This is a genomic window from Salinibacter sp. 10B (genome assembly GCF_002954405.1).
Taxonomy (GTDB): domain Bacteria; phylum Bacteroidota; class Rhodothermia; order Rhodothermales; family Salinibacteraceae; genus Salinibacter.
The window spans coordinates 2,898,914-2,912,158 of sequence record NZ_MQWC01000004.1 but is presented as its reverse complement, the minus strand read 5'-3'; the positions used below and the strand labels follow the sequence as shown (position 1 = coordinate 2,912,158).

At 62.2% G+C, this 13,245-nt stretch carries 13 protein-coding genes; 1 reads left to right on the top strand and 12 read right to left on the bottom strand.

The window, feature by feature from the left end:
- Positions 1–72: 72 nt before the first annotated feature.
- The 12 genes from BSZ35_RS11940 to BSZ35_RS11885 form a co-directional block, all read right to left on the bottom strand.
- Entirely contained in the window at positions 73–1,629 is a 1,557-nt protein-coding gene (locus BSZ35_RS11940) for an alternate F1F0 ATPase, F1 subunit alpha (protein ID WP_105012650.1), read from the bottom strand.
- Between the two features lie 5 nt (positions 1,630–1,634).
- Positions 1,635–2,477, bottom strand: coding sequence for a F0F1 ATP synthase subunit delta (locus tag BSZ35_RS11935; RefSeq protein WP_105012649.1), 843 nt, complete (start codon positions 2,475–2,477; stop codon positions 1,635–1,637).
- 167 nt (positions 2,478–2,644) lie between these two features.
- The gene (locus tag BSZ35_RS11930) at positions 2,645–2,914 is read right to left on the bottom strand and encodes a F0F1 ATP synthase subunit C (RefSeq protein ID WP_105012648.1); all 270 of its coding nucleotides are present in this window, start codon (positions 2,912–2,914) and stop codon (positions 2,645–2,647) included.
- A 173-nt stretch (positions 2,915–3,087) separates the two neighbouring features.
- On the bottom strand, positions 3,088–3,789 hold the full coding sequence (locus BSZ35_RS11925) for a F0F1 ATP synthase subunit A (protein ID WP_105012647.1): 702 nt from the start codon (positions 3,787–3,789) through the stop codon (positions 3,088–3,090).
- A 111-nt stretch (positions 3,790–3,900) separates the two neighbouring features.
- Positions 3,901–4,194, bottom strand: coding sequence for an ATP synthase subunit I (locus BSZ35_RS11920; RefSeq protein WP_105012646.1), 294 nt, complete (start codon positions 4,192–4,194; stop codon positions 3,901–3,903).
- Positions 4,195–4,234: 40 nt separating this feature from the next.
- Positions 4,235–4,540 carry an AtpZ/AtpI family protein gene (locus BSZ35_RS11915; protein ID WP_105012645.1) on the bottom strand — a complete coding sequence of 102 codons (306 nt, stop codon included), beginning with the start codon at positions 4,538–4,540 and terminating at the stop codon, positions 4,235–4,237.
- A 6-nt stretch (positions 4,541–4,546) separates the two neighbouring features.
- Positions 4,547–4,924, bottom strand: a complete 378-nt coding sequence (locus tag BSZ35_RS11910; RefSeq protein ID WP_105012644.1) for a F0F1 ATP synthase subunit epsilon — start codon at positions 4,922–4,924, stop codon at positions 4,547–4,549.
- A gap of 51 nt (positions 4,925–4,975) precedes the next feature.
- The gene (gene atpD / locus BSZ35_RS11905; protein ID WP_105012643.1) at positions 4,976–6,385 is read right to left on the bottom strand and encodes a F0F1 ATP synthase subunit beta; all 1,410 of its coding nucleotides are present in this window, start codon (positions 6,383–6,385) and stop codon (positions 4,976–4,978) included.
- 102 nt (positions 6,386–6,487) lie between these two features.
- Entirely contained in the window at positions 6,488–8,902 is a 2,415-nt protein-coding gene (ppsA, locus tag BSZ35_RS11900; RefSeq protein WP_105012642.1) for a phosphoenolpyruvate synthase, read from the bottom strand.
- Positions 8,903–9,049: 147 nt separating this feature from the next.
- Positions 9,050–10,324 (bottom strand): FAD-dependent oxidoreductase, encoded by a 1,275-nt coding sequence (locus BSZ35_RS11895; RefSeq protein WP_105012641.1) that lies wholly within the window; start codon positions 10,322–10,324, stop codon positions 9,050–9,052.
- A 58-nt stretch (positions 10,325–10,382) separates the two neighbouring features.
- Entirely contained in the window at positions 10,383–11,297 is a 915-nt protein-coding gene (locus tag BSZ35_RS11890; RefSeq protein ID WP_105012640.1) for a universal stress protein, read from the bottom strand.
- A gap of 315 nt (positions 11,298–11,612) precedes the next feature.
- Positions 11,613–12,380 carry a glucose 1-dehydrogenase gene (locus BSZ35_RS11885; protein WP_105012639.1) on the bottom strand — a complete coding sequence of 256 codons (768 nt, stop codon included), beginning with the start codon at positions 12,378–12,380 and terminating at the stop codon, positions 11,613–11,615.
- 388 nt (positions 12,381–12,768) lie between these two features.
- On the opposite strand from BSZ35_RS11885, the gene BSZ35_RS11880 reads away from it, so the two are divergent.
- Positions 12,769–13,221 carry a hypothetical protein gene (locus tag BSZ35_RS11880; protein ID WP_146110071.1) on the top strand — a complete coding sequence of 151 codons (453 nt, stop codon included), beginning with the start codon at positions 12,769–12,771 and terminating at the stop codon, positions 13,219–13,221.
- The last annotated feature ends 24 nt before the right edge of the window (positions 13,222–13,245 follow it).

The following is a 13,245-nucleotide window of genomic DNA, read 5'->3' as shown; positions in this document are numbered from 1 at the left end:
GGCTTCTGTCGTTTGTGCTCAGAGCGTATGAGGGGTGGGGATATGGGCAAAATTGGGGACTCCGATCGTATGCTACTGTTCGTCCGATCCAGTAAACGGAGCAACGGCAGTGTGAGCGGTGTTCAGCAGTTCCCGCTTCGCCTCGTCGGTAAGCTCCTGTCCCTCTCGAAGGGCCTCGGCCACAGACGAAAGGGATTCCTGTACGGCCGTCCGTATCGCCTCCTCGGCCTCGGCCATCCGATCGGGTTCAACCTCGTCAAAGACGCCCTCCGTGGCGGCCAGCAGCACGGCCAGCTGCTCCGCAACCGGCATCGGCGCGTACTGGTCCTGCTTTAACACCTCGCGGAGGCGACGCCCCCGGCGGAGCGTCTGCCGAGTCTCCTCATCGAGCCGCGTGCCGAAGCGGGCAAAGGCCTCCAGCTCCTGGAACTGCGAATAGGTGAGCCGCAGTTCGCCCGTCACCGCCCGGTAGGCCGGCAGTTGCGCCTTGCCTCCCACGCGCGAGACCGACCGCCCCACGTCCACCGCCGGGAGAACCCCCTTTTGGAAGAGCGACGGGGAGAGCACAATCTGGCCGTCCGTGATCGAGATCAGGTTCGTTGGAATGTACGCCGACATATTCTGCGCCTCCGTCTCCACGATGGGTAGGGCCGTAAGCGATCCGCCGCCATGCTCGGGGCGGAGGCGAGTCGAGCGCTCCAGCAGGCGCGAGTGGATGTAGAAGATGTCGCCCGGATAGGCTTCGCGACCCGGCGGGCGGCGCAGCAAGAGCGAGAGCTCACGGTAGGCCTGCGCGTGGCGCGTCAGGTCGTCGTACACGATGAGCACGTCGCGCCCGTGCTCCATGAAGTACTCCGCCATGCTGGTGGCGGCGTAGGGCGCGGCAAACTGGAGGCCGGGCGGGTCATCGCCCCCTGCCACGACGACCGTCGTGTAGTCGAGGGCATCGTGCTCTGTCAGGTCAGCCATGACGCCCGCGACCGCCGCACTGCGCTGCCCAATGGCGCAGTAGACGCAGACAACCTCGGTGTCGCGCTGGTTGAGGATGGCGTCGAGGGCAACGGCGGTTTTGCCCGTCTGCCGGTCGCCGAGGATGAGCTCACGCTGTCCGCGGCCGATGGGAAGAAGAGCGTCGACCGCCTTGAGTCCCGTCTGCAGCGGGGTACGCACGGGGGCCCGGTGCATGATGGGCGGAGCCTCCTGCTCAATGGACCGCCGCTCGACGGCATGGATCGGTCCCTGCTCGTCGAGCGGTCGGCCCAGCGGATCGACGACGCGGCCCAGGAGCCCCTCCCCCACCGGCACGTCGAGCACGCGGCCCGTTCGGTGCACCTCGTCACCCGCATCGAGGCGGGTGCTCTCGTCCAACAGAATGACGCCAACCTCCGCCGGGTCGAGATTGAAAGCCATCCCCCGAATGCCGCCGCGGAACTGCAGCAGCTCTTCCGACTGGACGGAGGGCAACCCCTTCACGCGGGCAATGCCTTCGCCCACGGACGTCACCGTGCCCACCTCGCGGAGGACAATCTCCGGAACGTGCCGCTCCGCCGATGCCCGCATCACACCGAACGCGGTGTCGAGCAGGTCGGCGAGCGGATGCTCCGTTTCGTTGGTCGGGAAGCTGTTCATTGTGGTCAAGCGTCATCGGCAGGGGCAGAGGTCGACGGCACGTCGTCCAGGGCGTGAGAGGACATTTCGGCGAGGGAGAAGGCTCCCGCTGAGAGCTCGTCGTCAATCTGGGTTCGGATACGGTCGCTCATCTCGGCAAAGTAGCTTTGGAGGCTCCAGGCAATCTTGTGCCCCCCGGCCCGCACCTCGATGCCGAATCCAATCTCCGCGTCGCGGGAAAACTCGGGAGTCACCTCGTTCTCGGTAACGGCCTGGAGGGTCTCGGTGAGGCGTTGCCGATCGGTTTCGTCGAGCTCGAAGGCGGTGTGGACCGATATCTCCTTGTCGGATTGGACTGCGTCGGTCAGCGTCCGGCGCCGGTCGTCGCCTAGAGAGTTGAGACGCTTTAGGAAGACGCGCACCACTTGTTGCTCCAGGTCCGCGTGGGCCAGGTCGCGAAGGGCACGGCGGGCGATCGTAATCGTCTCGCGGCTCACGCGATCCGCCAACTCCTTCAGGAACGTCTCTCGCTCGCGGCGCAGGGCGTTTTTCCACTGGGCCTCCAGCTGGTCCACTTCGGTCCGGGCGTCCTCGATCATCTCTCGGCGCCGTTCGTGTGCCGCTTCTTCCGCTTCTTCGATCTTTTCTTCTCGGGCTTCGGCCAGCGCCTCCAGCTTCTGCCGGTAGTTGCGGGCTTCTGCCTCAGCGGTTTCTCGCTTCTCGCGCGCCTCTTCGAACCGATCGGCAATGCGCTGCTCCCGCTCGGCCATCGCATTCACGATAGGGCCGTACAGGAAACGCTTGAGTAGCCAGACCAGGAGGAGAAAGTTGACGATCTGGGCGCCGAATGTGAACCAGTTAATTTGCATGTTTTGTATTTCGTATTGCGTATCTCGTATTTCGGAGTGTCTCGGTGAAGAGGGAGCATTGAACAAGCCCGGCTGGTTACGCAATACGCAACACGCAATACGAACCAAACGTCACCGTGCGTGGAGAAGCACACCGGTTGAACATTTCCTCAGTGATCGACTCGTATTCATCCTCCGATCACGTAATTCCAGAAGGGATTGGCAAAGATGAGGATGAGCGAAATCACGAAGCAGTAGATGGCGGTCGATTCTACCATGGCGAGGCCGACGAAGAGGGTGCGCGTGATGGTGTTCGATTCGTCGGGCTGCTGGGCCATGGCGTTGAGGGCCTGAGCCAGGGCGCGTCCTTCGCCGAGCGCCGGACCGATGGAGCCGATGGCAATGGTGAGCCCGGAAATGATGATTGATGCCATTGCGACGAGGCCGGTAGTATCCATTGGTTTTGAGGTTGAGGTGAGCGTTCTGTGTGTAGAGGCATCTCCAAAGCACTCGCTCAATTCCGAGAAGGAGGTATTCCGTATTGCGTATTTCGTATCTCGACCCTCTCGAAGATGAGACGCAATACGAGATACGCAATATTTCTCCCAGTCGAGGAGGGCAGAAGAGATTGTCATTGAGCAGTCATTTCATGCGGGCTGTTTTGTTGCTGATGGGCGCGTTCGGCAGAGGCAATGTACACGAGCGCAAGGATCGCGAAGACGTACGCCTGAATGATGCCAATGAGGAGGCCGAGGGCCTGCATGACGACGGGGAAGAACAGGGGCGCGATGCTCAGCACGATGGCGACGATGAGGCTGCCGCTCGTGATGTTGCCGAAGAGACGGACCGCCAGGGCCAGTGTGCGCGAGAGCTCGCCAATGATGTGGAAGGGGAGCATCAGCGGCGTCGGGCGCACGTACTGCCGGAAATATTCCGCGATGCCCTTTCTTGCGATGCCGAACACCGGGACGGCGACGAACACGCACGTGGCGAGGGCGGCGGTCGTCGTCAGGGAGGCCGTGGGGGCCTTAAAGCCGGGCACCGCGTCCAGCACGTTGCACACCACGATGAACAGAAACAGCGTGCCAACGAACGGCAGGTACCGGTCCGGGTCTCCGCCGCTGGCCTCGGCGATCTGAGAGCGAATGCGGCTTACGATGATTTCGAGGAGGTTCTGCCATCGCGGGATCTGCGGTCCTGATTCCAGGTTTCGAGTGATGAGCCACGATCCGATCGATAGAAACAGCAGGACGGCCCACGAAAACACGAGGGTGGCGTTGAGGGTGACGCCCCCCCATTCCCAGTAGATAATTTGGTCCGGTGTGATCTCCATCTTTCTTCTCTTGTGTTGCCAGTTTCAGCGGACGACGATCCCCTCCCCCATGCAAACCGAATGCGGGATGCGTCCACACGCTGGGGCTCCTCTCAAAAATGTAACCGAGCGTTAGTGTATAGACGTTGTACGCGGACGCCAGCGGCGAACTAGCACCGTTCGTCCTCCAATGAACCCCAGCAGAGTGGCGGCCAGCAGTTCCCAGTGAGTGCCCATTAGCAGAAGCACGAAGGAAAAGCCGAGCAGGACAAGGGCGGAGCGGAGCACGAAGCTGCCGAGCAAGAGCAGTTGGGGGCGCCCATGTTCGACCACCTCCTGAACGGTCCACCACAATCCCCCAAAGAAGAGCACACTGAGCCCGCCGCCCACCCCAAGCGCCAAAAGTACCCCGATAAGAATCGTCATATTGGTTCCTCCATCGTTTCAAAGTCCAATTTTCCAACCTTCACCCTTCTCCCCTTCCACTCTCTCGCTTCACCCAGTACCACGCGTTCAGGCACCCCACCGCAATGCCCACCACCAGCAGCATGAGCGTCCAGGAGTAGGGCGAGTCGGTTCGCCCGTCGATCCATATGCCCAGTGCAAGCAAGAGCACCGTCGGAATGGCCACCGACCACCCCACGAGCCCGAACATGCCCATCCCGAACCAGATCGCCCGGTGCTTCTCTCGACGCGCCTGCTCCTTTCGCTTTTGTTTTTCCGAGACCCGGTCCATGAACTCGTCCCGAGGATTGGAGGGAGAGTCACTCATAGTGTGTCATCGCAGCTCCATAAACCGGCGAACCACTTCCGCTTCCAGCTTGGCCAGGGCCGAGTGCATGACGCGTTCCTGATCTCGCCGCTCGTCGAACCGCGTGCGCACCGTCTCCTCCAGCGATTCGAGGGACGGCCCAAGTACCGCGTCGCGCACCGAAACCAGCACCTCGCCCCCGCACTTCACCAGCACCCCTTCGTCCACCGCGACGAACGCCTCCTCCCCGTCCTGGGTGTACGACAAAATGCCGGGCACGAGCGGCGCCACGAAGTCGATGTGGCGCGGCAACAGGCCAAAAGAGCCGTTGCCCCCCTCCGCCACAACCTTGTCGACCGTCTCGTGGAGCACCACCCGTTCTGGAAGGAGAATTTTCAGCGTCATTGGGAATCCCGAAATACAATTCGAGTCGTAGGTCGACCGGGCCAGTCGCCCCTACCGTTGTGAGGCAGTGGAGGTCTCTACCTCCTCAATCCGCCCGATCATGTAGAGGGCGCGCTCCGGCACCTCGTTGAATTCATCGTTCAGGATGCGTTCGCAGCCGTCGAGGGTGGCCTCCAGCGGCACCGCCCGCGCCTCGCGCCCCGTAAACTGCTCGGTGACGGAAAAGGGCTGGGTGAGGAAGCGCTCCAAGCGCCGCGCTCGGTTCACGGTGCGCTGGTCCTCGCGCGAGAGCTCTTCCATGCCCAGCATGGCGATAATGTCCTTCAACTCCTCGTATTCAGCCAGCGTCTCCCGCACCGTCCGCGCAATGCGGTAGTGCCGTTCGCCCACGCCCCGCGGCGACAGCATGCCCGAGGTCGACTCCAGTAGATCGATCGCTGGATAGAGCCCCTGGCTTGCCCGATCGCGCGACAGCACAATGGAAGCCGACAGGTGCGTGAACGTGTGCGTCACCGCCGGATCGGTAAAGTCGTCGGCGGGCACGTACACGGCCTGCACGGACGTGATGGAGCCGGTCTGCGTGTTGGCGATGCGCTCCTCCAGACTCGACAGCTCGCTCCCCAGCGTGGGCTGGTAGCCGAGACGCGACGGAAAGCGCCCCATAAGCCCCGACACCTCCGTCCCCGCCTGCACGAACCGAAAAATGTTGTCGATGAGCAGCAGCACGTCCTGCTTCGCATCGTCGCGAAAATACTCGGCCATCGTGAGGGCGGCCTGTCCCACGCGGAAGCGAGCGCCCGGCGCCTCGTTCATCTGGCCGAAAACGAGCACCGTATCTTTCAGCACGCCCGCCTCCTCCACCTCACGGTAGAGTTCTTCGGCTTCCCGACTCCGCTCCCCGATGCCGCAGAAGAGGCTCACGCCCTCGTACTCGGTCACCATGTTGTGAATCATCTCCATCAGCAGCACCGTCTTGCCCACCCCCGCGCCGCCGAACAGGCCCGCCTTGCCGCCTTGCTCCAGCGGCGCCAGCAGGTCGATCGCCTTGATGCCCGTTCGCAGCACCGAGCGCCGCGTGGACTGCTGCGCAATGGGCACTGGGGGGCGATGGATGGACCGACGCTCGGCAATGTCTACCGGGCCCTTCCCGTCAATCGTCTCGCCGAGCACGTTAAACACGCGTCCCAGCGTCTCGCGTCCCACGGGGACCTGGACCGGGTGGCCGGTATCCCGGATCGCCTCACCGCGCGCCAGTCCCTGCGTCGAGGTGAGCGCCATCCCGCGGATGGTCTCGTCGTCGAGATGATTCGCCACCTCCACGACGATGCGGTCGTCCGTTCCCGTCACGAGCATGTGATGCACCTCCGGCAGCTCGTCCGGAAAGCGCGCATCAATCACGCTGCCGCGGACGGAGAGCACATGGCCGGTCTGGGTGCTCGTGATTTGGTTTGAGGAGGACATCGTAGTGGTGGGGAGGTTATTGCGTATTTCGTATTGCGTATTGCTTCATCAGGGGCAACCAGACGCAATACGCACTACGCAATACGCTCCGTAACAGAAAGCTTAATTGATTTCTTTTTGTCTCTCCTTCTCAGCCGAGGCCACGTGCTGAATGACATCTGCCACGCTGTCGGGGATGACGGAGATCGAGTCGATGCCGGCCTCGACCAGGAATTCGGCAAAGTCGGGGTGGTCGCTCGGCGCCTGCCCGCAGATGCCCACCGGACGGTCCGCTGCGTGCGCTCGTTCGATCAGCTCGGTGATCAAGCGCTTCACCGACGGGTTGCGCTCATCGAAGAGGTCGGCCAGCCGCTCCGCGTCGCGCCCTACGCCCAGCACGAGTTGCGTGAGGTCGTTGGAGCCGATCGAGAAGCCGTCAAACCGCTCGGCAAAGTCGTCGGCCTGAAGGATGTTCGAGGGAATCTCGGCCATCACGTAGACCTCCAGCCCGTTCTCGCCGCGTTTGAGTCCGTTTTCGGCCATCACGTCGATCACGCGGTCCGCCTCCTCCGGCGTCCGGCAGAAGGGCACCATTACGACTACGTTCGTAAAGCCCATCGTCTCGCGCACCCGTTTCAGGGCGGCGCACTCTAGCGCAAAGCCGTCGCGATAGTCGTCGCTGTAGTATCGGGACGCGCCCCGCCAGCCCAGCATCGGATTTTCCTCGTGCGGCTCAAAGGCCTGCCCGCCCACCAGGTCGGCGTACTCGTTCGTCTTGAAATCGCTGAGGCGCACGATGACCGGGTGCGGGTACTGCGACGCCGCGATGGTAGCGATGCCGCGTGAGAGGTGATCGACGAAGTACTCGGCCTTGTCGTCGTAGCCCCGGGTAAGTTCGTCGATGGTCGAACGAGCAGTTTCGTCTTCCACCCGATCGAAGGCGACCAGCGCCATCGGGTGCACCTTGATCACGTTGTTGACGATGTACTCCATGCGGGCGAGGCCGATGCCCTCCACCGGCAGTTTCCACCAGTTGAGGGCCGCAGCGGGGCTCGCCACGTTGAGCATGATCTTCGTATCGGTGTCCGGCAGGGCCGTGAGGTCCAGTTCGTCGGCCTCGTACTCCAGAAGGCCCTCGTAGACGTACCCCTCGGTCCCCTCCACGCAGGAAAGCGTGACCTCCTGTCCGTCCTGCAGGATCTCAGTTGCATTTCCGGTGCCAATGACGGCGGGAATGCCGAGCTCGCGGCTCACGATGGCGGCGTGCGAAGTGCGACCGCCGCGGTCCGTAATGATGCCGGCCGCCTTCTTCAGAATCGGACCCCAGTCCGGATCCGTCATGTCCGTCACGAGGATCGATCCCTCCTCAAACTGGTCGATTTCGTCGGCACTGTGGATGAGGCAGACCGTTCCTGCGGCGATCGACTGGCCGATGCTGAGCCCTTGCACCAGTCGCTCGCTCGTATCGGTGAGGCGATACGTGCGGAGGATGCCTGAGGCCTGCCGCGACTGCACCGTCTCGGGACGGGCCTGGACGATGAAGAGCTCCTCGGTCTCTCCGTCGCGCGCCCACTCGATGTCCATCGGGCGGTCGTAGTGCGTTTCAATGACGTGCCCCCACCGGGCCAGCGTCAGAATTTCGTCGTCCGACAGCACGTAGGCGGCGCGCTCGTCGTCCGTCGTCTCCACCGTCTCGGTGGTTGCGTCCCCGTCCTCCGCATAGATCATTTTCGTCGCCTTGTCGCCGCGCTGCTTTCCGATGATGGGCGTCAGCGTCTCGTCCTCCAAAAAGGGCTCGTAAACGGTGTACTGGTCCGGGTTCACGGTGCCCTTCACGACGGTCTCGCCCAGCCCCCAGGCAGCATTGATGATGATGGCGTCGGAAAAGCCGCTCTCGGTGTCGATGGTGAACATCACGCCCGCTTTGTCGGAACGGACCATCTTCTGAACGCCCACCGACAAGGCGACCTGCATGTGGTCGAATCCCTGTTCCTCCCGGTAGCTGATGGCGCGGTCGGTGAAGAGGGAGGCAAAGCAGTTCTTGCAGGCGTCCAGCACCGCGTCTTCGCCCCGCACGTTCAGATAGGTTTCCTGTTGCCCGGCAAAGCTGGCCTCGGGCAGATCCTCGGCCGTACCGCTGCTGCGCGCCGCAATATCGATGGCCTCCGCGTCGTAGTTCTCGCTCAGGGTGCGGTAGGCCGACCGGATCGCGTCGGCAATCTCGGACGGGAACGTCCCCCCGCGAATCAGGTCCCGAATGGCGGTGCCGGTGGCATCGAGCGACTGCTCTCCGGCCTCCATCGCGTCCAGCTCTGCCTGAATCTGGTCGCGGAGGTCGTTGGCGTCCAGATAGCGCCAGTACGCCTCGGCCGTGGTGGCGAAGCCGTCGGGCACGCGGATGCCTTCCTCCTTGAGTGCCCCGATCATCTCCCCGAGCGAGGCATTTTTGCCGCCGACGATCGCTACGTCGTCGTTGGTCAGGGTGTCGAAGCGGCGGACGAGGGTTTCTGTCTGAGGAGCTTCTTTGACGGAGGGCATACGTTTTATTTTTTGATGTCGAGGCGTCCCGGCGGGACGCCTTTACGTTAGAGTAGACGGGGGAGGCCTGTGGTACGAGACGCCTTTACTTTATGAGGAGAGAGGTCCCCGGGAGGGCGCGGTGCAGGATGCCGGTACTGAGGGAGGTTAAATCACGGTATGGTCGGCGACGAACTCCGAGAGGGGGAGCCCCCACGTGGGCACCTTGCCGCCGGTGGTGTAGTAGATCGTCTTGAAGCCCATCTTCAGGGCATGAGGGGTGTAGCCCATCTTCAGGATGCTCGTGTCGCCGCCCCACCACTCGTTCGTGTGCATGTAGAAGCCGCGGCGCCCGCCCATGTCGCCCATGCAGATGACCTCGAATTCCAGCGGCGAGATGGGCTCGTCGGGAATGTAGACGCCTGTCTCATCCCCCAGCACCTTCGCGCAGATTTCGGCCTCCTTGTGCCCCAGCGATCCGAGTTTGGGCACGGTGACGGAGGCCGCGTCGCCCACGGCGAAGACGTTCGGGTAGTCCGGATTGCGCATGTGCAGGTCCGTGACGACGAAGCCCTGATCGTCGGTGATGGGCAGCCCCTTCAGCACGTCGTGGGCCGTCCAGTTCGGGAAAATAATCTTCATCTCCGCCTCCAGGCTGGAGCCGTCGTCGAACTCGATGCCGTCTGCGTAGAGGCGCTTAATGCCCTTCGTGTCGGCCCGGTAGCCGAAGCCCATGTTCTGGACCATCGGGAGCAGCTCATCAAGGATCTTTTTGCCCGCGTCCTCGGCAATGACCTCGGCCGGCGTGGTGAGGGTGATGGAGCTCGCATCGCCCTTGCCCTGCTCGTCGAGCCAGTGCGCCATCGAAAAGGCAATCTCGACGGGCGGGCCCTCGCAGGCTGCTTCGGCTTCGGGAAGATCGGGCAGCTTGGGATGGTGTCCCTGGAGGAAACGGTCGGATCCGATGACAATCGGTCCGCCTTTGTAGCCGCCGTCAAAGAGGTAGCGGCGGACTTTTTCGCCGTAGTACGTGTCGGTAAAGGTGTGCCCGTGCTCAGCGAAGCCCTCGATATCGTCGAAGGCCAGGTTGTTGCCGAGCGCCACGACGAGGTAGTCGTAATCGATCGTCTCGGCGGCCGATCCGGACCGCTCCGCCGGGGTAAATTCGACGGACTCGGCCTCAACGTCAATGGTCTGCACCTCGCCTTGAAGGAACCGGATATCATCCCGATCGAGAAACTTGACGAACGGCAGGTGCAGCTCCTCGGCCGGATTGTTGTTGTGCCACACCTCCAGCGGAATGTTGGGGATGAACGTGAGGTACGGCTTCCGGTCGATGCAGGTAATGTCGACCTCCTCGCCCGCGTACTCCCGAATGTATCGTGCCGTGGTGAGGCCGGCAAAGTTGCAGCCGAGAACAAGGATCTGGGGAGAGGCGCTCATGGCAACGTGAGGACTTTAGAGCAAAAGGAACGGACGCAGCACCGACGGCCCGTGGGCATTACTCAGAGGTCGCAGCGGCTTCGGCCTTAGCCGGCGGCACGAGCGATTTCTGGTCGGGCTTGACGATAAACACAGGTGTGGGTGCTCGACGGATGACACGCTCGGCTACGCTGCCCAGTAGCATTCGGTCGAGACCGGTGCGGCCGTGTGTAGCCAGAACGATCAGGTCGATGTCGTTGCTTTCCACATAGTCGAGAATCGTGAGGGGCGCGTACCCGATCCGGGCCGACACCTGCACGTGCTCGTACCCAATGTCCTCTCGGGCCATGGTGCCCAGGGCCTTCTCGACCCGGGCCACTATATCCTGTGAGGGCACGTACGGTGGCTCCACCCCATACGCCGACGGGTAGACGACCTCTTCCACGACGTGCAGCAGATCAATCTCCGCACCGTAGGTCTGCGCAATTTCTTTTGCGTGCTGCACCGCGATCTCCGAGGCCTCCGAGAAATCGACCGGCACGAGAATGCGACGAATGGCCTGCTTGGGCGTCTCTTCGGCGTCGGACCGAACCGTAAGGACGGGGCACGAGGCCTTCCGTAACACCTCCTCCGTGACACTTCCCAGGATCATCCGGCGGATGCCCCGGCGCCCATGGGTCCCCATCACCACGAGATCAATGTCCTGATCTTCGGTGTAGGCAACGAGGCGCTCCGGGGGCGCGTCCGACTCAACCTGATGCTGCACGATGGAAAGCGTGTCCAGGGAAAACGACCCCGACGGCTGCCCGAGCCACTCCTGGAGGGTATCCTGGGAGACCGGAAGGGCGGTGTCGGCCTCGTCCTGAGGACCGGCCACGTGCACGATGTGCAGTTCTGCATCATGCCAGTCCGCAAGATGAGCAGCCTGCGGAAAGGCACGGGCGGCGCCGTCGGAAAAATCGGTGGGAAATAGGATGCGGCGGATGGTTAACATGGGCAGAAGAGGTTTTTTCGATTCGAGGACGAAGGGGAATGTCGAGGGTGCCGGCAAGAACAATGGACGGGAACCGGACCGGGGACGTGTGAGGAGGGGGCGTACAGGAATGCGGGGGGCAATCCGGCAGGAACAAGCGGAATGAGCGGCGATCGATCAGCGAACACTCAGAGCGGAGACAAAATCAGGGGACATATTTTCTCTAAATGACATTTAAGAAGATGCAATACACGCCGCAGTGCTGCATGGTAGGATTCGCGCAAGTGCATGTGGGGGAATCTTGTATACCAGGCACCGGCTGCATGCCTCGCGAGGCTACCGAGCCGTGTACCCCCCGTCAATGACCAACTCCGCGCCCGTCACGAACTTCGACTCATCGGAGGCCAGGTACAGGATGCCGTAGGCAATGTCGTCGGGCTCGCCCAAGTGACCGAGGGGATGGAGTTTGGCTACCTCTTCTCGCCCTGCCTCCACGTCCCCGCTGCTTTTCAGATGATTCTCGACCATCGGCGTCCAGATAAAGCCGGGGTGGATGGAATTGACGCGGATCTTGTCGTTGGCGTAGAGCAACGCATCCGTTTTGGTCATGAGCCGCACGGCCCCCTTCGAGGCGTGGTAGGGCGGTACGTCTGGAGCACTCACCAGGCCGTAGACCGACGATAGATTGATGATGCTGCCCCCACCGGCTTCCTGCAGAAACGGCACAGCGTACTTCGTGCAGTAGAAGACCCCTTTGACGTTGATCTGCATCACGCGGTCCCACTCCTCGTCCGTCACCTCGTGGGTGGGCTTGTTGGCGCCGGAGATGCCGGCGTTGTTCACCAGAATGTGGAGCCGCTCGTAGTGGTCGTGGATTTCGGCGACGGTGGTGCGCACGGCCTCTTCGTTCCCCACGTCGAGCGGCCAGAATTGCGCCTGCCCGCCGTCCTCTCGAATGGCCTTGGCGACGGCACGGCCGGCCTTTTCGTCCACGTCGGTGACCGCGACCATAGCGCCTTCATGGCCGAGGAGAAGAGCGGCGGCTTTTCCAATGCCTTTTGCGGCCCCAGTCACGATTGCAACTCGGCCTTGAACGCGTCCCATACGTGTGTTCTCCCTCGGAAGGTGTGTGAGTAGTAGATCTGTTTACACACATTAGATACGAGATCAAGGCCCATCAGACCGGCTCGATTTGGAGGAGGTGCGTGTACGCAAATCCCCATTCTCATGCTCGACGTCTCCCCTACACCGGAGCGCCAAAACGAGAGAAGGGGATGCGCCGAGCGTACGCGGCCATGGGTGGAAAGCGCCCCCGCCCCTCTTTTTTTGCCTACCGTCGAATGCTCGAATTCTCGTAGGGCGCCACCTCCCACCCTGTGTATGCTGTGCACACCGTCGGGCACGAGACCCTCGCCCCACGATCCGAACCTTTTCGGCCAAGCCGAACGAGACCATGAATATCACGAGGCACTCTTTTGTCGCTTTCCTTCTTATGCTCGCCGTATCCGCGGGAGGTGCGCCGAGCGTGTGGGCCCAGCAACAGGGCCAACAAGCGCAGCGTCAGATGCAGCAGCAGATGAAGCAGATGCAGGATCACATGCAGCGCATGACGCAGCTTATGCAACGCACCCAGCAGATGTCACAGCAGATGCATCAGCGGATGCAGACGACCCAAAATGATCAGCAGCGTCGGCAGATGCAGCAACTGCAACGGATGGGAGAGCACTTCCACGCCATGGCCGGTCAGATGAAGAATGCGATGGAGCGCAGCCAGATGATGATGCAAGATCAGGAGATGATGCGCAATCGCGAGATGGAGCGGGACATGAACCGCCTCCATAAGCAGCTGAGCGGCATGACGCAGCAAATGGAGAACTCCGTCCAGCTCATGGAACGGATGACCAAGCGCGTTCAGACGCGCACGCAGATGTCGGAGGAGAACTAATACGGCTGGTGCTATTGAATGCAC

Bases quoted from the DNA above. Each gene is read 5' to 3' on its own strand.
- BSZ35_RS11940 (WP_105012650.1), bottom strand. From the start codon at position 1,629: ATGAACAGCTTCCCGACCAACGAAACGGAGCATCCGCTCGCCGACCTG.
- BSZ35_RS11935 (WP_105012649.1), bottom strand. From the start codon at position 2,477: ATGCAAATTAACTGGTTCACATTCGGCGCCCAGATCGTCAACTTTCTC.
- BSZ35_RS11930 (WP_105012648.1), bottom strand. From the start codon at position 2,914: ATGGATACTACCGGCCTCGTCGCAATGGCATCAATCATCATTTCCGGG.
- BSZ35_RS11925 (WP_105012647.1), bottom strand. From the start codon at position 3,789: ATGGAGATCACACCGGACCAAATTATCTACTGGGAATGGGGGGGCGTC.
- BSZ35_RS11920 (WP_105012646.1), bottom strand. From the start codon at position 4,194: ATGACGATTCTTATCGGGGTACTTTTGGCGCTTGGGGTGGGCGGCGGG.
- BSZ35_RS11915 (WP_105012645.1), bottom strand. From the start codon at position 4,540: ATGAGTGACTCTCCCTCCAATCCTCGGGACGAGTTCATGGACCGGGTC.
- BSZ35_RS11910 (WP_105012644.1), bottom strand. From the start codon at position 4,924: ATGACGCTGAAAATTCTCCTTCCAGAACGGGTGGTGCTCCACGAGACG.
- atpD (WP_105012643.1), bottom strand. From the start codon at position 6,385: ATGTCCTCCTCAAACCAAATCACGAGCACCCAGACCGGCCATGTGCTC.
- ppsA (WP_105012642.1), bottom strand. From the start codon at position 8,902: ATGCCCTCCGTCAAAGAAGCTCCTCAGACAGAAACCCTCGTCCGCCGC.
- BSZ35_RS11895 (WP_105012641.1), bottom strand. From the start codon at position 10,324: ATGAGCGCCTCTCCCCAGATCCTTGTTCTCGGCTGCAACTTTGCCGGC.
- BSZ35_RS11890 (WP_105012640.1), bottom strand. From the start codon at position 11,297: ATGTTAACCATCCGCCGCATCCTATTTCCCACCGATTTTTCCGACGGC.
- BSZ35_RS11885 (WP_105012639.1), bottom strand. From the start codon at position 12,380: ATGGGACGCGTTCAAGGCCGAGTTGCAATCGTGACTGGGGCCGCAAAA.
- BSZ35_RS11880 (WP_146110071.1), top strand. From the start codon at position 12,769: ATGCTCGCCGTATCCGCGGGAGGTGCGCCGAGCGTGTGGGCCCAGCAA.